The sequence below is a fragment of the Bradyrhizobium sp. SZCCHNR1093 genome (assembly GCF_032381175.1).
Taxonomy (GTDB): Bacteria; Pseudomonadota; Alphaproteobacteria; order Rhizobiales; family Xanthobacteraceae; genus Bradyrhizobium.
This window is the reverse complement of the sequence record NZ_JAUHJJ010000009.1, coordinates 122,624-142,236: the sequence shown is the minus strand read 5'-3', so window position 1 is coordinate 142,236 and position 19,613 is coordinate 122,624. Positions and strand designations below refer to the sequence as shown.

The following is a 19,613-nucleotide window of genomic DNA, read 5'->3' as shown; positions in this document are numbered from 1 at the left end:
GCAAACCCATGGCACTGCACAGTCAGCCGCCCGAACCCGAGCACCTGACCCCAAGCCGCGTTGCCGGCGCCGCGCCGGAGTGACTCAACCATCTATCTAGCCGAGCGGAGGTCACAAACCAATGGTTCCGCTCACAATTTGATGCACAAAGCTAACGTGCCGCCGTAATCGGCAAAGCCCCTTGCGCGGCTCGGGGCCGGGCACCTAGATGGCGGCCACGCCACGCCCTCCTTGAGAATCGCCCGATGACCGCACCGCTCAAACGTCCCTCGGGCCAGGAGGGAATGTTCTGGAAAACCAAGATCTTGGAAGAGATGTCCGAGGCAGAATGGGAAAGCCTCTGCGATGGCTGCGGGCGCTGCTGCCTGGAGAAGCTCGAAGACGAGGATACCGGCGACATCTACTTCACCCACATCTCGTGCAAGCTCTTGGATGCCGGGCTATGTGCCTGCAAGGACTACCCGAATCGTTCCGAACAAGTGTCGGATTGCGTTCGCCTGACGCCTGAGAACGTCCGCACCCTGACGTGGCTGCCGCCGAGCTGCGGCTACCGACTCGTGGCCGAGGGGCGCGATCTCTACTGGTGGCATCCCTTGATCTCGGGCGATCCTCAGACGGTGCATGAAGCCGGCGTCTCGGTGCGCGGCCGGGTCGAAGGGACCGAGGACGACGTTCCGGACGACCAGCTCGAGGATCACATCGTGCAATGGCCGGTGCTGCTGCCGAAGCGGGCCAAGCTGAAGCGACGGCCGAAATAGGCTCGATCACCTCGCGTTCGCAGCAAATCACGATGATGCGACCGTTCTCGTGCTGTCGGGATGCACCCATGCGCCCGGCCGGCTGCCGCGGGGGAAATTTATGCCTTAAGTAGTTCGCCAGTCAGCGAATCCGCGCGGCGTTGGTCGCGCCCGGCATAGCATTCATCCCATGAACAAGTTCGATCGGCAGAGCCATTGTCCTGCCGCGTCCCCATCCCTGCCCGAAGAGATCGCCGCCGAGCTGCCGGCCATTCCGCCGCAGGTGCAGGCGATCGAGGATGCGCCGCCGCTCGCGCCGCCCGTGCCGCTGACCCAGGCCGAGGTGCGGACCATCCTGATGAGCCTGCTGCTGACGATGTTCCTGGCCGCGCTCGACCAGACCATCGTGGCGACCGCGCTGCCGACCATCGGCCGCGAGTTCCAGGACGTCGCCAATCTCTCCTGGGTGATCACCGCCTACCTGCTGGCATCGACCGCGGTGGCGCCGGTGTTCGGCACGCTCTGCGACATCTATGGCCGCCGCTCGATGATCATCACCGCGCTCAGCCTGTTCGTGGTCGGCTCGGTCGTCTGCGCGCTGGCGCCGAACATGCCGGTGCTGATCCTTGCCCGCGGCCTGCAGGGGCTGGGTGGCGGCGGCATCATGCCGGTGGTCCAGACCGTGATCTCCGACGTCGTCAGCCCGCGCGAGCGCGGCCAGTACCAGGCCTATTTCAGCGGCGTCTGGCTGTTGGCCGGCCTGCTCGGGCCGGTGATCGGCGGATTCTTCGCCGACCATCTGCACTGGTCGATGATCTTCTGGATCAACGTCCCGCTCGCGATCGCCGCTCTCGCCTTGCTGCTGCCCAAGATGGGCCGGCTGCCGGTCTATCACCGGCTGCGCAAGGTCGACTGGGCCGGCGGCCTGCTGCTGATGGCCTCGGCCGTCGTGTTCATGCTGGTGCTGACCTGGGGCGGCCACAAGCTGGCCTGGCTGTCGCCGACCCTGCTGGCGATGATCGGCAGCGCGGTAGCGCTGGGCTTGGCCTTCGTCTGGCACGCCAAGCGGGCCGATGAGCCGTTCCTGCCGCTGTCGCTGATGGGCGGCACGGTGGTGCCCTACGGCATGCTGGCAAGCGGCTGCGCACTCGGCGCGCTGATCGGGCTCACGGTCCATCTGCCGCTCTATTACGAGCTGGTCTATCATTTGACGCCGAGCGAGGCCGGCCTCGGCCTGATTCCGATCGCGGCGATCTCGACCTTCGGCGCCGCGATTGCTGGCCGCACCATGGCCCGGGTCAGGCACTACAAGCGCGTGGCCATCGTGGGCACGATCATCGGCACCATCGCCGCCGCGGTCATGACGGTGACGACGCCCTCGCTCTGGGTGCTGATGGCGCTGCTGTCGATCTACGGCATCGGGCTCGGAACAGCGTTCCCGATCTCAGTGGTGTCGTTGCAGAACGCGGTGGACCGCTCCCAGATCGGCACCATCACCGGCGCGATGAACTTCTTCCGCTCGATGATGTCCTCGTTCACGGTTGCGGCCTTCAGCGCCATCCTGCTGATGGCGCTGGGCGCCGACATTTCGCTGGCAGAGGGCGCCCATGGCGCGGTCAGCGGCGTCGCGGAAGCCGACATGATCCATGCCTTCCGCTTCGTCTATGCCGCGGCCACCGCGATGCTGGCCTGCGCCTCGGTCTGCATGATGCTGATGGAGGAGCGGCCGCTGGCCGGCCCGTCGCGCGCCGAGCCGGTGGAGATGGCGGAATAGGAAAGACAGGTAGGGTGGGCAAAGGCGCCCGGCACAGCCGTTGTTCCAAGGCACCCTGTCGCGCGCGCCGTGCCCACCGTCGTCAAGCACAGCCCGCGGCGAGATGGTGGGCACGGCGCCACCACGATGGGACGTGAGGAGAGAGCACAGCAGCGCCTTTGCCCACCCTACGGTTCGTCAGTTGGGGCCGCTACTCGCGCGGCTGAGGGATCTCGATGTTGTCCTGCCCGCGCGAGCCGTCGTCGAGCGATGACGTCACCAGACCAGCCTCGACGCGTTTCGCAAATTCGGTCGATCGGCCGTTCGCCAGCTCCCTGGCTTGGCTGATCCATCGCTCGCGCTCGATCCGTCCTGCGAACGCCAGATACGAGCCGACCCATTTGGCGTGCTCGGCGGTCCAGGCTGCGATCTGCTCGAAATGCCAGATGCCGAGGCCGTGCAGCCGGGCCTCGTTCTGCTTGCCGATGCCCTTGATGAGCTTGAGATCGTCGGCTTGCCCGCCGCGCGGCGCCGCCAGTCCGAGCGGGCGGGCGCCGCCATGGGTGTCCTCGTTCTCGACGGGCGGCATCAGCGCCGGCAGGTGGGCCAGGAGGTAGCTGGCCTCGTCCTCGCTCAGCGGCGCGTCGGCCTGATCATCGATCGTGATCGCGCCGGACTTCACCGCAGTCGAATGCGCGGTGTCGAGGCCCGCGGCGAGCAGCTTGGCCTGCGCGATCCAATGCTCGCGCTCGATCCGGCCGGGGAAGGCCATGTGATGGCCGACCCAGCTCGCATGGTCAGGCGACCACGCCGCGATCTGGCTGAAATGGTGGATGCCGATGTCGTTGAGGACGCGCTCGTTCTTGGGTCCGATGCCCTTGATCAGCTTGAGATCATCGGCGGCACCGTTGGGCGCAGGCAGGGCCGGCGGCCTGCCGTCGGCCGAGGCCGGGATCTCCGGCGCCGATGATGCGGCAACCTCGGCTGCAAGCCGTTCCGCCTCGGCGTCTGCGGCGAGGTCATCGGCTTCCGCCCTTGCGGCCGCTTCGGCGGCCAGGCGATCGGCCTCGGCCTTGGCGGTCGCTTCGGCCACGAGACGCTGAGCTTCCGCCTCGGCTTTCGCAACGGCCTCCGCCGCAAGACGGTCCGCTTCGGCTTTCGCCGCTGCTTCGGCGGCCAAGCGTTCAGCTTCGGCCTTTTCGGCCGCTTCTGCCGCAACACGATCGGCCTCTGCTTTCGCGGCTGCTTCCGCAGCGAGGCGGTCGGCCTCGGCTTTCGCGGCGGTCTCCGCAGCAAGGCGCTGGGACTCGGCGTTCGCCGCCGCCTCGGCAGCGAGACGTTCGGCTTCGGCCTTCGCTGCGGCTTCAGCCGCCAGACGATCAGCTTCGGCCCTTGCCGTGGCTTCCGCGGCGAGCCGCTCAGCCTCGGCCTTTGCGGCCGTTTCGGCGGCTAGACGCTCGGCCTCCGCCCTTGCAGCGGCTTCGGCCGCAACACGTTCGGCTTCAGCTTTCGCGGCGGCTTCAGTGGCGAGGCGATCGGCCTCGACGCTGGCTGCGGCTTGCGCAGCCGGGGATGGGCTGTCCGCCCAAGGACTGGCCGCCGCCGTTGCGCCGGCGAACGCGACGCTGTGTCCAGGACCGCCCGGCGACATCGCACTGGTGTCACCCAGCCCGACATAGTCCTTGAGCTGTCCGCCGATCAGGCAGCCGAGCACATAGGCGCCGACCATCAGCAGGCCGACCTCGAGCCACAGGCCGGCACGTCCGGGCAGCACGCTCAGCAGCGCCATCACGATCCCGATGACGAGGGCGAGCGTCGCCGGCAGCAGCCAGCTTCTCAGCCAATCCGGCCGCGGCGCGTCCGACCAGGTGCGCCAGCCGACAAAGCCGCCGATGCCGACGGCGAAGATGATCCAGAACGGAAATGTCGCAAGGTCGTACATCATGATGTCAGCGCCTCACTTGACGACGAATTCGATGCGGCGGTTCTGCGCGCGGCCTTCGGCCGTGTCGTTGGAGACGACCGGCTTGGTCTGGCCGTAGCCCTCCGAGGTCATGCGCGAGGTGTCGATGCCGGCGTCGCCGATGTAGCCGACCACCGCCGCCGCCCGGCGCTTGGAGAGGTCCATGTTGTCAGCTTCGTCGCCGACATTGTCGGTGTGGCCTTCGATCGCGATCTCGGCATCCTTGCAGCGCTGCGCAACCTCGATCAGGTGATCGAGCAGCGCCAGCGAGGCGCGGCTCAGCTCGGCGCTGCCGGTGCTGAAGCGGATGCGGCCCTTGGCGAGCAGCCCGTTGAACGCCGGCTGGCACTCCGCGACCGCGAGTGGCGGGCTTTCCGGCTTGACGCCGATCTTGACGTCGTCGAGCTTGAAGCCGCTGCCGACCGCCTCGGCGAGCTCCTTGCGGACCTGCGCGGCCGACTTGTCGTAGATGGCAAGCCCGTCGACCGTGATCGCCGCGTCCTTCGCCGTCAGCGCGCCGGACCACAGCCGCGCCAGCGCCGGGAACGTCGCCTTCAGCGACTGCACGTAATCCTTTGGCGCACCGTCGCCGATCTTCAGACCGTCCTCGACCGTCTCGGTGATGAAGGTCGACGTGGCGGCGTCGACGAGATCGCGGCGGGCGGCGTCATCAGGCACGTAGCCGCTCAGCATGACACGGCCGTCCTGCTTCTGTAGTCCGAACGCGTAAGGCGAGACCGGGCCGTCGCGGACGTCGATGGACGCGAGCGCGAACGGCGCGGGCAGGGCGCCGGCCAGTTGCTCGCGCACGGCTGCGCCGGTGACGTTGGCGAGTCCGACGCCCCTGAGCGAGACCTGGGTGTCGTTGATCTCGGCGCGCCCCTGCGACAGCCTGGCGAGCTGCTGCAGCAGGCGCGCGCTCGCTTTGGCAAGGTCGCCATCCGGAGCGCCGCGGGCGATGCCGATCTGGCTCTTGATCGGCTTGCCGTCGAACTGTCCGCTGGCGGAGCCGAGCATCGCATCGCGGGCCGCTCCGCTCGGCGCGAGACCTGTGAGGCTCAAGCCGGTGCCGTCGAACTCCGCCGACCAGCGATAGGGCTTGATCTCCGGCGGCAGAATGTCGGCCTTCGTCAAGGTCAGCCCGGTCGGCAGCTTGCCGACACCGGCCATCGTTTCGTCATAGGCGGCGGTCGAGGGCGCCTCGCCCGAAATCGTGTAGGTGGCGTCGGAGATGACGACGCGGCCCGTGCTCAGCCTGGTGAGCTCCGTCAGCGCATAGGACGTGTAGGCACCAAAATCGCCAGCAGGCGCGCCACGCGCGATCTGCATGTGATGCATCACCGACGCGCCGGGCCAGGCCTTGATCGCGGCGGCCTCGAGCGCGCGCCTGATGTCGTCATTCGGAACGACGCCGGACATCACCAGCGTGTTGCCCTCGCGAACCGCGCTCCAGATGAACGGTTTTGCCTCCGGCGGCAGGATCGCGACCTTGTCGAGCACGGCGCCGCCCGGCAACTGCCGCGTCGCGGCGATGGCGGCCTCATAGGCGTCCGACGATGCGGCGGCACCTGCGATCGAATAGGCCTTGTCCGCGAGCGCGAACACGCCGCCGTTGAGCTTGGCGGCCTGGACCGATCCGTGGCTCGCGATGGCCGCGAAGTCGGCCGGAGCTCCCAGCGCATAGCCGAGGCGATCGACCGCCTCACCGCCGGACGAACGGACGGCATTGAGCACGGCATTCCGAACGGCGGGCGTCGGCACCGCGCCTTCGAGCACGAGCTGGCCGCCGTTTCGCGTGGCGCGGAAGGCATACGGTTTCGGTGTCGGCAGCTTGTCGTAGGTGCCGTCGACGAGCCGAACGCCGTTGACCGACGCGGCGTCCTCCAGTTTCGTCGACTGATCGGGACTGAACTCCGGCCCTTCGATGCGAACGTCACGCCCCGCGACAGAGACCTTGAGAGCCGCGGCTGTGTCGGGGACGGCGGCGGCAACGGCGGCACGTGCCCGCGGTGCGATATCGTCCTCGACCCCCGCCGTCTTGAAGCTCATGGCCGCGAGCCACAGCACGGCAACAGCGATCAGTCCCGCCCACCATTTCGATGGTTGATGCATGTGAGAGCCCCTCGTTTCCCCACCTGCGCCCGGTTCACCCGGATCGTTCCGTTGTCATGAACCACGTGTCGAGCCTATCAGAACAGCTCTCGGAGACCAGCCGTCGGCACGTTGTGTGTTTCACTATGCACAAGCTGCGAGAGCGTCGCCGTCTGCGAGCTTCGCACCGCACCCGATCGTCCTCAAGGTGCGATCAAAGTGTGACCGTTCGACGACGAACATCGCAGGCGCGCAGCCTTCGCGGCTACGCCGCTCGCATCACTCCTCCAGCGCCCGGCGCAGGCGGCGGATGATGACGCCGCGGGCGCGATCGTCGGCGGCCTGCTCGATCCGCTCGTGGATGTCGAGCAGCAGACCCGACATGTCGTTGTGCCAGTCCAGCCGGGTGACCGCCTCCGGCGCCAGCCGCCGTCGGCGCGCGACGTCGAGCGGCGTCGGCACTGCGCTCGTCAGCTCATAGACGTCGTCGAGCAGGGGCGAGAACACTTTTGCGGCCGGCACGATCCGCTCGGCGACGCGCGTCGCCAGCGCCGCGATCGCAGCGTCCTCGCCGTGGGACAGGAAGAGGCCGCGCGCGATCGGGCGGCGGGCCGCGATCCAGCGCGCGATCTCGGCGCCGTCGGCGTGGCCGGAATAGTCGTCGATCATGCGGATGCGCGCCGCGACCTTGATCTCCTCGCCCTGGATGCGCACCGCCTTGACGCCGTCCTGCAGGAAGCGCCCAAGCGTGCCGTTGGCCTGGTAGCCGACCAGCAGCACGGTGGCGCGGCTGTTCCACAGCCAGCGCTTGAGATGATGGCGGATGCGACCGGCATCGCACATGCCGCTGGCGGCGATGATGATGTGGAAGCCGGTCAGCTTGGCGATCGCCTTGCTTTCATCGACGGTCTCGGTGAAGCGCAGATGCGACGACGACAACAGACGGCCGACATCGCTGCCGCCGTCGAGGCTCTCGGTGTGCGCGCGAAACACCTCGGTGGCGTGGATCGCCAGCGGCGAATCCAGGAACATCGGCGCGGCCGGAATCTCGCCACGCTCCATCAGGCCGACCAGATCGACGATCAGCTCCTGCGTCCGTTCCACCGCGAAGGCCGGGATCAATAGCGCGCCCTGGGCCGCCGCCGCGTCGCGCACCTCGCCGGCCAGACGGCCGCGGCGCAGCTCCGGCGTGGTCGGCTCACGGATGCGGTCGCCATAGGTCGCCTCCGAGATCACGTAGTCGAAGCCCTCGGGCGCTTTCGGGTCCGGCTGCAGCAGCTTGGCGTCGGGCCCGACATCGCCGGAGGCGAGCAGCCGCAGCGGCGCGCCGTCGGCGCCTTGTCCTGCGAATTCGATCTCGATCGAGGCCGAGCCCAGCAGATGCCCGGCATTCCAGTAGCGGGCGCGGACGCCGGGAATGATATCGGTCCAGGTCTCGTAGGGGACGGCTTGGAAGTATTGCAGCGCGGCGATGGCGTCGTCTTGGGTGTAGATCGGGCTGACCTCGCCGCGGCCGCGCGCGGTGTTGCGGCGGTTCAGCGCCAGCACCTCCTGCTCCTGGATGTTGCCGGCATCGGGCAGCATCCAGGAGCAGAGGTCGATGGTGCCGCGCGTCGCGAAGATCTTGCCGTCGAAGCCCATGCGCACCAGTTTCGGCAGCAGGCCGCTATGGTCGATATGCGCATGCGTCAGCAGCACTGCGTCGATATCGGCGGGACGGAATGGGAAGTCGCCGTAATTGAGCTCCTTCAGCGTCTTCTGACCCTGGAACAGGCCGCAGTCGATCAGCATCTGCCCGTTGTCGGTCCGGACCAGATAGCAGGACCCGGTGACGGTGTGCGCGGCACCGCAGAATCGAACGGTCACACTCATGCGGCGGTCTCCCGAGGACGATGGATCGATGCTCGACGACGGTTCATCACGAACGACCGTTCGCGCCGTCGGCGAAGCTATAGCCGTGGTTGGCGGCGGCTGCGGCTGCGGCCAGATCATGCTCCGACGGATCGCAGGTGAACACGCGATAGAGTGGCTCACCCCGGTCGACACGATCGCCGATCTTCCTGAACAGCATGATCCCGGAGCCCTTGTTCACGGGCGCGCCGGCGGTGCGCGCCAGGCGGTTGAGCCGCAGGCAATCGATCGCGGACACGATACCGTCGTGTTCGGCCTTGACGTCGAAGGCGAGATCGCCGAGCTCGCTGCGGCATTCCGGTGGGCCCTGCGCATCGATGATCTTCAGCATCTGCTTGAGCGCCGCGCCGCTGTCGAGCAGCTCGCGCGCCCTGTTATAGCCGGCGCCGCCGCGCAGCTTCGGATCATATTCGAGCAGATGCGCCGCCAGCCGCAGCGATTTCTCGCGCAGGTCAGCCGGGGCCGACGGCTCGTTGCCCAGCACCGCCATCACGTCGCGCGCCTCCAGCACCGGCCCGATGCCGTTGCCGATCGGCTGGCGGCCGTCGGTGGTGATCACCTCGACCTTGAGACCGAACCTGTCGCCGACGAACTCGAACAGCTTGCGCAGGCGCATCGCCTCCGCGCCGCTGGTCAGCTTGGCGGTCGGGCCGACCGGCAGGTCGAGCAGCAGATGCGTCGAGCCGGCAGCGAGCTTCTTCGACATGATCGAGGCGACCATCTGCTCGCGGGTATCGAGGCTGAGCGGGCGCTCGACCGAGATCAGGATGTCATCGGCCGGCGACAGGTTGACGTGGCCGCCCCAGATCACGCAGCCATTGCAGGCGGCGACGATCGATTTCATCTCCTCCGCGCCGACATTGACCCGCGCCAGCACCTCCATCGTGTCGGCGGTGCCGGCCGGCGAGGTGATCGCACGCGAGGAGGTCTTCGGGATGGTCAGGCCGTGGGCGGCGACGATCGGCACCACCACCATCGAGGTGCGGTTGCCGGGGATGCCGCCGATGCAATGCTTGTCGACCACGACCGGGTCCGGCCATTTGAGCTGAGTGCCTGCATTGGCCATGGCGCGCGTCAGCGCCAGCAGCTCACCCGAGGTCATGAAGCTGGCCGACCCGATCAGGAAGGCTGCGATCTCCATGTCCGAATAGCGGTAGTGGGTGAGGTCCTCGATCACGGCAACGATCGCCTGGTCGCTCAAGGTCTCGCCCCGGATCTTGGCCCGGACCGCCTCCATGCTGTCGGGCGGCGTCGCGGGCGACACGGTCGCGAGCGTGCCGGCCGGCTCGGCAAAGCGCCGCAGCGCCGGCTCCGACAGGCCGATCTCGTCGGGCCCGATCAGTGCGTCGTCGTCGGTGATCAGGAGTGTGGCCAGCAGCGTCCGCGAGTTGCAGCGCAGCTCGACGCGGCTGAAGCCGCGGAAGACCTCGGGCCGCAGCGCCTTCGAGCGGCGGGAGATCACGACAACGTTCTCGCGGCCGGTGTCGAGCGCGACGCTGCGGATCTTGAGCTGGGGGCGGGCGGAATCTGTTGTGCTCATGGCGACCAGGATAACCTTTAAGGCGGTCCACGCCATCGCCGTTGACCCAGATCATGACGTGGCATCCGGCGGATAAGCCGAATTTTTTCTGAATGTGTCGGACGAGGATTCAGCGGCTCGGCTTTGCCGCCAACCGGCCAGGGGGCCGCGGACTGAGAATAAAGCGAAGCAAGTTCAGTTGCTTGCACCCCGGTTCGGATCTCGGACGTCGGGTGAGGGCGGGCCTGCGATGGAATGCCGGCTCCGAATCTGGGCCGCGCAGGTACCTCATCGGGTTAACCGATTGTTCAAGCCGATGACGGAGGGTTTCCGGCGGGGCGTCCATCCCGGCCTCGGCGCGCCCTTCCGGCGCGTCAGATGATCGAGCCCGACCGGAGAGGTAGATGCGGCAGTTGATTGCGAGCTTCCTGAAGAATCAGGCTGGCGCGACCTCGATCGAATACGCCATCATTGCCGGCGGATTGAGCATCGTGATCCTGGCGGCCGTCAATGGCCTGGGCTCGGGACTGAGCAGCAAGTTCACCGCGATCAACACCTCGATCAAGTAGCCCGCCGGTCAAATTGCCGCGCGATCAAGTCGGCGCGTGATCAACTCATTGGCCGAATCAACTCATTGGCCGATCAAGTCACAGGCGTCGTGATTGTGCACGACGCCTGCTGCATTGTGCCCCATCCCATTCTGTTGCATGCGACGCGCCGCCAGTCTCCACGAACGAAGCTTCCGGCGGGGGCATCGCCGGAAGCTCGTCGAGCAGTCAGAGGTTCAACAGCCCAGCTTCAAAAGTTGCGCTGGGCGCGCAGCAGCATGCTCACCGTGTCCTGGTCCTTGAGCTGGTAGATCGCGGCCGGCTTCGCCGTGCTCGTGACGGCCGGAGCAATCGCCGTGCCCGAATATTTCTGGTCGAGGTGGCTGTAGGTCACGTCGGCCGAGAAGGTCAGGCCCTTGACCGGCGTCCATCGGGTGATGAGGCCGATCTGTCCGAGATTGAAGTCGGGGTTGCAGGTCGAGCCCGCCGTCAGCATCGCGGTGGCGGCAATGCCGGCACAGATGAGGCTCGATCCCGTCTGGCCATAGCGCACCTGGGCATAGGCGCCGTACAGCGCCGTATTCCAGCGCGGATCCCAATTGTGGGTGAAGGCGCCGCGCATGCCCCAGGTCTGCACGGTCGACAGGCCCGTGCCGGTGCCGAACACCGCGTCGGCGACGCCGGCGAAGCCGATGCTCTGATAGGCGCCGGCTACGTTGGTGCCGCCGTACATCGCGTAGGTCGTGTTGGCGAGGCTCTGGAAGTTGTAGCGGCTCGCGCCGTCGGTGTAGACCGCCTGCAGGTTGACGACGTCGCCCGGACCGGTCGGGATGTTCTTGATCGACAGCGCCAGTTGCGCGGCCCAGCCCCACTTGTCGGAGGGATGACCCGAGGTCTCGGTCGCGCCGTAATAGGCGGCATGATTGTCATGCGCGGCGAACGACGCCTGGAAGATGCCCCACGCCTGGTCGACGCGAACCATGCCGATGATGTCGGGAGACACCGTCCCGCCGAAGCTGCTCGAGCCATAATTGCCGCCGAGCACGCCGGCCGCGGTGATGCCGGAGGTGTTCCAGATGTTGGTGGTGAAGAATTGCGTCTGGTCTTCCAGCGAGACCGCGACGGTGATGCCCTGGCCGAAATCGGCGGTGTAGGTGAACTGGTTGACGCCGTTGTTGGAGCCGCTGCCGCCGACCAGGCCGTCGAAATTGTTGCCGGGATAGTTGGTCCAGGGCGCGTCGAAGGTCGACACCGCCTTGCCCATCGTGAAGCCGGCGAACTGGATGAAGGCGTAGTAGACGCCGACGATGCCGCCCGAGATGGCATCGCCGGTGTAGGAGGTCGCGCCGGCGCCCGCGCCGCCATAGGAGCCCGAGGTCCAGTTCAGCACGGTCTCGAAGTAGGTGCGCACCACGCCATATTCGGTCGCGGTGCGCGTATCGATGTTCAGATCCTGGCGCGAACGGGTCTGATAGCGGTTGCTCAGGCGGTTGTCTGCGCCGGCCTGGCCTGAATAGGCGCCACCGTAGTTGCTGTTGGTCCACAGCGCGGTCTCGGCGCGCAGATAGCCGCCGAGCTTGATGCAGGTGTCGGTGCCGGGAATGTAGTAGAAGCCGGTGCCATACAGCGAGCACACCTTCACATATTCGACGGCCTTGGCCTTCAGCGGAAGATCCGCGGCCTGAGCCGCTGCGGCGGACAGTATCACTGCTCCCGTTCCCAGTAGCAGGCCCCTCAACGTCTTCATTTCCGTTTCTCCGGTTGACGGCGATGCACACGGCCCCCCGCGTGTCGCCTCTGGCTTCGCCAGATTGCTGCTCTCACACATTTGATTCCGGCGACGGCTTGATCGGCGCGACTGGCGGAATGGTTGAATGCAGTGTGCATGAGCCAATTTCGATTTGATGAATGTGCTCTGCTTGTTCGAGGCACACTCGATCGTCGTTAACACGCTGCTCGCACGCACCAGCGTCGACGCAGTCACGCCGCGGTTTTGGCCTCGCTGTGTCGATTTGTTAATGGTGATAATCGTGAATAGGTTAGATGGGAATCCCGAACAATCCCGCTGCACATCGCAGACTGCGCGCATCATGGCGTTTCGCAGCGTCGCTGCCGACGCGCGAATGATCTCTCCGGCCTCGCACGTGATCTCAGCGGCGGTTGGGCTCGACGTGTATCGACGTTCGATGTGACGTCGCTGCTACCAACCCGTGTGCGCCGTAATCCGCCGCGCGCGTCATCGCGTCCAGGGTGACGCCGCTGCGCCAGCGCTTGACGAAGTCGAGAAAGACCTGCAGCGGCATCGGCGGTTGCCGGCGGCTCGGATGGTACAGGAACAGTCCGGGCGTCGCGTAGCTCCAGCCGGGCAGCAGCCGCATTAGCCGTCCTTCGGCCAGATGCGGCTCGATCATCGGCTCGACGAGATAAGCGACGCCGATGCCGTCGAGTGCGGCATTCAGCGCGAGATCGAAGTCGTTGACGATGAGGGAGCCGTCCACAGCAATCTCGGTGCGCTCGCCGCCCTGTTCGAAGATCCAGGGCTGCAGCGTATCGTCGGCAGGGACCCGATGCCGGATGCAATTATGGGCCTGGAGATCCTCGGGAACGGCCGGCGCGGGATGCGCCGCGAGATAGCCGGGGGCGGCAACCGCAACGAAGCTGCACTCGTCGAAGACGCGGATGACCTTCATGTCGCGCTCCACCCGGTGTCCGGATCTGATGCCGGCATCAAAGCGATTGCGCACGATGTCACTGTTGGTGTCGTCGACAGCCAGTTCGATATGGATGTCCGGGTATTCGGCCAGGAATGACCTGATCAGGGGGCCGAGCCCCCTTACGGCGAACACGCGGGATACGGTCAGGCGCAGGGTGCCCATCGGCTTGTCGCGGAACGCGTTGATGCTCTCGATGGCCTGGTCGACCCGTTCGAGAATCGGCTGGATCTCCGCCAGCAGGCGCTCGCCGGCCTCCGTGAGGGCCACGCTGCGTGTCGTCCGGTTGAACAGCCTGACGTCCAGCCGCTCCTCGAGGCTCTTGATGGTCTGGCTGATGGTGGGCAAGGAGCAGCCGAGATAAGCGGCGGCCTTGGTGAAGCTCAACGAATCCGCGACGGCTGCGAAAGCGGAGAGCTCGGACAGCTGAACCCGTGCCATCGCTAGGCGTACTGCGCCCGGCGTTGGTCCGCATCGTGCTGAAACATCCATATCCCCCTGATACGCCGCGTCGTGCGGCTGGGACGACTTCGCCAGCGTCATCCCGACCGACCAGGCACATCGATCTTCCATCAGGAAGCTGTACGCCCGGATCACCATCCCGCGCCGCAGAGCTAGGCGCGACGTGATCATTCCGCAAGCATCGGAGCGATGTCGACACGATCACAAATCCGCGCCTGATCGCTGGATCACCGTCGCAGGATCAACTTACCTGACCAAGGCAGATGTTTCCGCCGTGAATGGGACGGCGGCGATCGATGCGGTGTCCTTGGTGGATGACAGACCCGTGGCGCCACGCGCGGTGTGGCGTGCCCGCTGCAACACCTGGAACTCGCGGCAGTCGCGGCCGAGCGACCGTTATGCAGAGGACCCGTACGACGTGCAGAGATCCGGAGGTCGCTCGCCGTATCGAAGCGTCAACTCGCCTTGCGTGAGCGTGCGGTGGTTCGCACCGGCTTCTCCGACTTCTTCGGCTCCTCGGCCTTCTTCGTCTCGTCCTTGGCCTTCTTGCCGCTGATCGGCAGCAGCATCTCGCGCTGGCCTTCGACGCGCTTCTTCGGCTTCTTGGCCTTGGCCTTCGGCGCGGGGGCGGCCGCGGCGGGCGCCTTGTCACCCTCGCTGGCAAGGCTGCGCTTCAGGGCGTCCATCAGGTTGATGACGTTGCCGCTCGACTTCGGCGCGGCCTTGGCGGCGATCGTCACGCCGCTGCGCTTCTTGTTGATGAGCTCGATCAGCGCGGCCTCGTAGTGATCCTCGAAGTTCTCCGGCTGGAAGTCGGCCGATTTCTTCTCGACGATGTGCTTGGCGAGATCCAGCATGTCGCTGGTGATCTTCACATCCTGGATGTCGTCGAAATATTCTTCCTCGTTGCGCACTTCGTAGGGGTAGCGCAGCAGCGTTCCCATCAGGCCCTTGCCGAGCGGCTCCAGCGCGATGATGTGCTCGCGGTTGGTGAGCACGACACGGCCGATCGCGACCTTGTCCATGCTGCGGATGGTCTCGCGAATGACCGCGAAGGCGTCATGGCCGACCTTGCCGTCAGGGACGAGGTAATAGGGGCGGATCAGATAGCGGCTGTCGATGTCGGTGCGCGGCACGAACTCGTCGATCTCGATCGTGTGCGTCGATTCCAGCGCGATGTCCTCGAGCTCGTCCTTGGTGACCTCGATGTAGGTGTCGGTGTCGACCTTGTAGCCCTTGACGATGTCGTCATTGGCGACTTCCTCGCCGGTCTCGGCATCGACCCTGCTGTATTTGATGCGGTGGCCGGTCTTGCGGTTGATCTGGTTGAAGGAGACCTTCTCGGACTCCGACGTCGCCGGATAGAGCGCGACCGGACAGGTCACGAGCGACAGGCGCAGAAAACCCTTCCAATTGGCGCGCGGGGCCATGACCTACTCCACTTAACTCCGAACTAACGGCTTGCTCCGAACCGGGCTGCTGCGGACGTCGTTCTCGCGGCAGCCGCGAGGATAACACCCGAGGCTGCGGATTCAACAAGCTGGCCGGCAGATTCTCGGATCGGCGTTAACCCGTCGCAGGGGGGCGCCGTACCGGAACATCACCTGGCTGCCGACGTTGCCAACGAGAGTGCGTGACAGAGCGCTTTACCGCTCGAACGCGGATAACAGTCAGCTGAGGGCACCATGGCAGCCAGACGACCGACGCAGATCGTCGAGACCCCCACCGAAGCGCGGCAGGGTGAGCCTGGACCGTCCGTCCTGGCGATCCTGGCCATCTCCACCGGACTGGCGCTGCTGGTCCTTGGCCTGGTCTGGTTCGTGTTCTTCCGCACGTGACACGAGGACCGTTCGACCCGCTCCGTTGCGTGGCTGGGGAGGGGACCGGGGGAGCAACGTCCGTCCGCGTCCCCGCAGGTCCGCGTTCGAGCCCCGCCATCGGTGCGGCGGGTCTTCACATGCCCATCCTCCAGAGCTTATATCCGCCCCAATTCTGTCGGCCCTTGCCGGCGGTCCCGATCGAGATGACCAAAAAGTAACTTGGTCGCTCGGGTTCCGTTCATGCACGGTTCACGGCCTTCCGGTTCATCTTGAGGGCGGAAATCGTGCAGTTCAGCTTTGGAGGCAAGCGTGCGTCTGCTCGTTGTCGAGGACGATCCGGATCTCAACCGTCAGCTCACCACGGCCCTGAGCGACGCCGGCTACGTTGTGGACCGTGCGTTCGATGGTGAGGAAGGGCACTATCTGGGAGACAGCGAGCCCTACGACGCTGTCGTGCTGGACATCGGCCTGCCCAAGATGGACGGCATCTCAGTGCTGGAAGCCTGGCGGCGCAATGGCCGGGCGATGCCCGTGCTGATCCTGACCGCGCGCGACCGCTGGAGCGACAAGGTCCAGGGCTTCGACGCCGGTGCCGACGACTATGTCGCCAAGCCGTTCCATCTCGAGGAAGTCCTGGCGCGCATCCGCGCGCTGCTGCGCCGCTCGGCCGGCCATGCCCAGAGCGAGCTGACCTGCGGGCCGGTCACCCTCGACACCCGCACCGGCAAGGTCAGCGTGTCAGGCAACCCCGTCAAGATGACCTCACACGAATACCGCCTGCTGTCCTATCTGATGCATCATTCCGGTCGCGTCGTCTCGCGCAGCGAGCTGGTCGAGCATCTCTACGACCAGGACTTCGACCGCGATTCGAACACGATCGAGGTGTTCGTCGGCCGCATCAGGAAGAAGCTCGACTGCGACGTCATCCAGACCGTGCGCGGCCTCGGCTACCTGCTGACCCCGCCGCCGGCCGCAGGCGCCTGATCCATTTCCGGAGCCAGCCATTCGAGGTGGCCGGGCGCCGGCCGTTTCGCTAGTTTGCGGTCATGCGCCAGAGTTCACTTGCCACCCGGTTGTTCCTGTCCGCGACCGCGTGGCTCGTGGTCATTCTCGCCATCACCGGCATCGTGCTGTCCTCGGTCTATCGCAACGCGACCGAGCGCGCCTTCGACCGACGGCTCAACCTCTATCTGCGTACCCTGATCGCCGAGGTCGCCACCCCCGACGATCCGCCGGACCGCCAATTCCAGTCATTGGGTGAGCCGCTGTTCGAGCTGCCGCTGTCCGGCTGGTACTGGCAGATCACCCGTACCGACGCCGAGAAGCCGGAGGTACGGGCCTCGCGCTCGCTGTGGGACAAGAAGCTGCCCAAGCTGGAGGAGCAGGGGGTCGAGCTCACGGCGGCCGGGATCCGGATCGGCTATGTCGAGGGGCCGGAGAACCAGGACCTGCGCATGGTCGAGCGCCCGGTGGATCTCGGCTCCGACGGTAAGTTCCTGGTCAGCGTCGCCGGCGATGCCTCGGAGATCTTCGACGAGACCCGCAGCTTCGACTATTACCTCGGCGGCACCTTCACGGCGCTCGGGATCGTGCTGCTGCTCACGACCATCTTCCAGGTCCGCTATGGCCTCGCGCCGCTGAAACGCATCTCCGAATCGATCGCCGACATCCGGTCCGGGCGCGCCGAGCGGCTGGAAGGGGAGTTTCCGGTCGAGATCGCGCCGCTGGCCCGCGAAACCAATGCGCTGATCGATGCCAATCGCGAGATCGTCGAGCGGGCGCGCACGCATGTCGGCAATCTCGCCCATGCCATCAAGACGCCGCTCTCCGTCATCGTGAATGAAGCGGCGACCCATGCGGCGGACCCCTTCGCGGCCAAGGTCATGGAGCAGGCGGACGTCATGCGCGACCAGGTCGCCCACCACCTCGAGCGGGCGCGGATCGCCGCGCGCGTCACCATCGTATCCACCGTGACGGAGGTGGCGCCGGCCATCGAGGCGCTGCGGCGCACCATGGAAAAGATCTACCGCGACCGCAGCATCGTGGTCGAGGCGACCGCCGATCCCGCCGCGAGGTTTCGCGGTGAGCGCCAGGATCTGGAGGAGATGGTCGGCAATCTGGTCGACAATGCCTGCAAATGGGCGGCTTCGCGGGTTTCGGTCGAGCTCACGGTGGAGCCGCCGGCCCAGTCCGGGGCGTCGCCGATGCTGCGGATCGTGGTCGACGACGATGGCCGCGGCCTCTCGGCCGCCGAGCGCGCCCAGGTGCTGCGGCGCGGCCAGCGGCTGGACGAATCCAAGCCGGGATCGGGGCTCGGGCTGTCGATCGTCACCGATCTGGCCGCGCTCTATGGCGGCCGCCTGACCCTGGGCGATGCCCCGACCGGGGGACTGCGGGCGGAGCTGAGATTGCCCGGCGTTTGACGGGGCGGCGAATTTCGCCATCCTAAAGGTGTTCTTAATACCGCGGACGCTATGGTTCGGGCAGGGGTGCGCGATGTGCGCTCTCGCCGTGGAAATTTGCACGCCGGCGCATGGGTCAGACAGCTCACGAGCGGTTAAGGGAATATCTCGGGCAGCTGCCGCCGAACGCGCAGTCGCTCCTGATGCGCGAATTCGAGCGCGCCATCGAGCGCGGCCAGGACGTCGCCGTGGCGACCCTGGTGCTCGAGCAACTGCGCAAGGTGGTGCGTCCCGTCGCGCCGCCGGCTCCCGCGCCAACAGCCGACCCGGCGCGGCCCCAACCCGCCATCGAGATCGCCCGTCCGCAGGCCCGCGAGGAGCGCCGCCAGAGCGGCGATGGCCCGCGTCGGCTGTTCCGGCCGCTCGACCCGTTCCTCACCGATTCCACCGGTCCTCTCCGTCCCGGCCAGATCCGCCGTGCCTCGCTGCTGCCGGTCTGGCAGTGGCTCGGCCGCGAAGGGGCGCCGGAGCGCTACGCCGAATTCGAGGCCGCGATGGCGGTCTCCAGCGACAGTTCGCGCGAGGTCGAGATGGCCGCGCGCAAGCTGCAGCGCGCCGCCGCCGACGCGCTGATGAACCTCGTCGGCCCCAACGCGACCGGCGACCGCCAGCGCGCGCTGGCCCGCATCGGCGCGCCCAGCGTGATCGAGGATCTCCTGCCGATCGGGCTGGTGCTGCAGAATCGCGAGGCGCTCGACGGCCTCAACGGCCGGCTGCCCGGCATCATCCGCGTGCTCGGCGATTCGCAGATTGCTTCCGTCACCGAAGCCATCAACGTGCCGTCGCTGCAGACGCCCTCGATGCTGCCGTTCGCATTGTCGCTGGTGATGCAGCGGCTCGCCGCGCCCTGGCAGATCATCCGGCTCGCCACCAAGATCGCCGCCTCCGATGACGAGATCAGGGTCGCGGCGACCCCGTTCGGCGTCGCCGTCACAATCGCGCTCAACGATCTCGCCGGGCTCGCCTCGGTGCTGCGCGCCGACATCCGGCGCGGTCATTTCTCCAATCTCGGCGATACGCTGAAGACGCTGCATGACGGCGTTCGCGGCCTGCGCACCGAGCTCGACCTGCGCTCGGAATCGAACTGGGGCAAGCAGCTCACCGCGATCCGCGCCGACATCTCCAATGCCCTGCAATCGGAGATCGACAGCGTGCCGGGCCGCGTCCGCCGCATCCTGCGCCAGCGCGCCGACAAGGACATTCCGGCCGGCGCCGGCGTCGACGGCAGCGAGGTCGAGGAGGTGGCGGCGCTGATCGAGTTCGTCGCCGTCTGCCGCAACTATGCCAGCGAGCTCGCGATCAACGAGGTGACGCTGCGGACCTATTCCGACCTGCAGCAATATGTCGAGAAGGCCACCGAAGCGCTGGTGCAGTCGCTGCGCTCGGGCGATGCGCGGGCGCGCGCCTATCGGCAGTCGCAGGTGTCGGCGGCGATCCGCTTCTGTCACGTCCTGTTCGGCAACGACTACGCCCAATTGATGAGCAGGGCGGCCGAGAACGCGATGACCGGCGAGCGAAAATCCTCGCGCGCCGGCTGAGATTTTCTGCTAATCTGTTTACGTTTTTGATTTTGCAATTTCAGGTTGACCCCGCCCCGGGGCCACGCATAGGTTCCCGCCAGGTTCCATCCGTTTTC

14 protein-coding genes are annotated in these 19,613 nt (G+C 66.6%); 7 read left to right on the top strand and 7 right to left on the bottom strand.

The annotated features are described in order from the left end of the window. The first annotated feature begins 245 nt into the window (after positions 1-245). Positions 246-758 (top strand): YcgN family cysteine cluster protein, encoded by a 513-nt coding sequence (locus QX070_RS25150; protein ID WP_315739849.1) that lies wholly within the window; start codon positions 246-248, stop codon positions 756-758. 169 nt (positions 759-927) lie between these two features. Then, positions 928-2,511 (top strand): MDR family MFS transporter, encoded by a 1,584-nt coding sequence (locus QX070_RS25145; protein ID WP_315739848.1) that lies wholly within the window; start codon positions 928-930, stop codon positions 2,509-2,511. Between the two features lie 190 nt (positions 2,512-2,701). On the opposite strand, the gene QX070_RS25140 is transcribed toward QX070_RS25145, so the two are convergent. From QX070_RS25140 to QX070_RS25125, 4 genes are all read right to left on the bottom strand, one after another. Beyond that, the gene (locus tag QX070_RS25140) at positions 2,702-4,435 is read right to left on the bottom strand and encodes a cell envelope biogenesis protein TolA (protein WP_315739847.1); all 1,734 of its coding nucleotides are present in this window, start codon (positions 4,433-4,435) and stop codon (positions 2,702-2,704) included. A gap of 12 nt (positions 4,436-4,447) precedes the next feature. Next, the gene (locus QX070_RS25135; protein ID WP_315739846.1) at positions 4,448-6,565 is read right to left on the bottom strand and encodes an OmpA family protein; all 2,118 of its coding nucleotides are present in this window, start codon (positions 6,563-6,565) and stop codon (positions 4,448-4,450) included. A 258-nt stretch (positions 6,566-6,823) separates the two neighbouring features. Further along, entirely contained in the window at positions 6,824-8,416 is a 1,593-nt protein-coding gene (locus tag QX070_RS25130; RefSeq protein ID WP_315739845.1) for an MBL fold metallo-hydrolase, read from the bottom strand. Positions 8,417-8,462: 46 nt separating this feature from the next. Continuing rightward, positions 8,463-9,995 carry a thymidine phosphorylase family protein gene (locus QX070_RS25125; protein WP_315739844.1) on the bottom strand — a complete coding sequence of 511 codons (1,533 nt, stop codon included), beginning with the start codon at positions 9,993-9,995 and terminating at the stop codon, positions 8,463-8,465. A gap of 383 nt (positions 9,996-10,378) precedes the next feature. Between QX070_RS25125 and QX070_RS25120 the strand changes: the two genes are divergently transcribed. Further along, positions 10,379-10,543 carry a Flp family type IVb pilin gene (locus tag QX070_RS25120; protein WP_315716136.1) on the top strand — a complete coding sequence of 55 codons (165 nt, stop codon included), beginning with the start codon at positions 10,379-10,381 and terminating at the stop codon, positions 10,541-10,543. Between the two features lie 229 nt (positions 10,544-10,772). Here the strand turns inward: QX070_RS25120 and QX070_RS25115 are convergent, their stop codons facing one another. The 3 genes from QX070_RS25115 to QX070_RS25105 form a co-directional block, all read right to left on the bottom strand. After that, positions 10,773-12,269: a porin gene (locus QX070_RS25115; RefSeq protein ID WP_315739843.1), complete on the bottom strand. Its 1,497-nt coding sequence runs from the start codon at positions 12,267-12,269 to the stop codon at positions 10,773-10,775. Between the two features lie 403 nt (positions 12,270-12,672). Then, entirely contained in the window at positions 12,673-13,674 is a 1,002-nt protein-coding gene (locus tag QX070_RS25110) for a LysR family transcriptional regulator (RefSeq protein WP_315739933.1), read from the bottom strand. Positions 13,675-14,150: 476 nt separating this feature from the next. After that, a complete protein-coding gene (locus QX070_RS25105) occupies positions 14,151-15,125 on the bottom strand; it encodes a Ku protein (RefSeq protein WP_315739842.1) in 975 nt (324 codons plus the stop codon). 255 nt (positions 15,126-15,380) lie between these two features. Between QX070_RS25105 and QX070_RS25100 the strand changes: the two genes are divergently transcribed. The 4 genes from QX070_RS25100 (at position 15,381) to QX070_RS25085 (ending at position 19,515) form a co-directional block, all read left to right on the top strand. Beyond that, the gene (locus QX070_RS25100; RefSeq protein ID WP_315739841.1) at positions 15,381-15,533 is read left to right on the top strand and encodes a hypothetical protein; all 153 of its coding nucleotides are present in this window, start codon (positions 15,381-15,383) and stop codon (positions 15,531-15,533) included. A 291-nt stretch (positions 15,534-15,824) separates the two neighbouring features. Then, on the top strand, positions 15,825-16,499 hold the full coding sequence (locus QX070_RS25095; protein WP_006614547.1) for a response regulator transcription factor: 675 nt from the start codon (positions 15,825-15,827) through the stop codon (positions 16,497-16,499). Between the two features lie 62 nt (positions 16,500-16,561). Further along, positions 16,562-17,938, top strand: coding sequence for a sensor histidine kinase (locus QX070_RS25090; RefSeq protein ID WP_315739840.1), 1,377 nt, complete (start codon positions 16,562-16,564; stop codon positions 17,936-17,938). Positions 17,939-18,048: 110 nt separating this feature from the next. Beyond that, the gene (locus QX070_RS25085; protein WP_315739839.1) at positions 18,049-19,515 is read left to right on the top strand and encodes a hypothetical protein; all 1,467 of its coding nucleotides are present in this window, start codon (positions 18,049-18,051) and stop codon (positions 19,513-19,515) included. Positions 19,516-19,613 lie beyond the last annotated feature (98 nt).

Excerpts from the sequence above, each read along its gene's own strand:
- QX070_RS25150 (WP_315739849.1), top strand. The coding sequence starts at position 246 with ATGACCGCACCGCTCAAACGTCCCTCGGGCCAGGAGGGAATGTTCTGG.
- QX070_RS25145 (WP_315739848.1), top strand. The coding sequence starts at position 928 with ATGAACAAGTTCGATCGGCAGAGCCATTGTCCTGCCGCGTCCCCATCC.
- QX070_RS25140 (WP_315739847.1), bottom strand. The coding sequence starts at position 4,435 with ATGATGTACGACCTTGCGACATTTCCGTTCTGGATCATCTTCGCCGTC.
- QX070_RS25135 (WP_315739846.1), bottom strand. The coding sequence starts at position 6,565 with ATGCATCAACCATCGAAATGGTGGGCGGGACTGATCGCTGTTGCCGTG.
- QX070_RS25130 (WP_315739845.1), bottom strand. The coding sequence starts at position 8,416 with ATGAGTGTGACCGTTCGATTCTGCGGTGCCGCGCACACCGTCACCGGG.
- QX070_RS25125 (WP_315739844.1), bottom strand. The coding sequence starts at position 9,995 with ATGAGCACAACAGATTCCGCCCGCCCCCAGCTCAAGATCCGCAGCGTC.
- QX070_RS25120 (WP_315716136.1), top strand. The coding sequence starts at position 10,379 with ATGCGGCAGTTGATTGCGAGCTTCCTGAAGAATCAGGCTGGCGCGACC.
- QX070_RS25115 (WP_315739843.1), bottom strand. The coding sequence starts at position 12,269 with ATGAAGACGTTGAGGGGCCTGCTACTGGGAACGGGAGCAGTGATACTG.
- QX070_RS25110 (WP_315739933.1), bottom strand. The coding sequence starts at position 13,674 with ATGGCACGGGTTCAGCTGTCCGAGCTCTCCGCTTTCGCAGCCGTCGCG.
- QX070_RS25105 (WP_315739842.1), bottom strand. The coding sequence starts at position 15,125 with ATGGCCCCGCGCGCCAATTGGAAGGGTTTTCTGCGCCTGTCGCTCGTG.
- QX070_RS25100 (WP_315739841.1), top strand. The coding sequence starts at position 15,381 with ATGGCAGCCAGACGACCGACGCAGATCGTCGAGACCCCCACCGAAGCG.
- QX070_RS25090 (WP_315739840.1), top strand. The coding sequence starts at position 16,562 with ATGCGCCAGAGTTCACTTGCCACCCGGTTGTTCCTGTCCGCGACCGCG.
- QX070_RS25085 (WP_315739839.1), top strand. The coding sequence starts at position 18,049 with ATGGGTCAGACAGCTCACGAGCGGTTAAGGGAATATCTCGGGCAGCTG.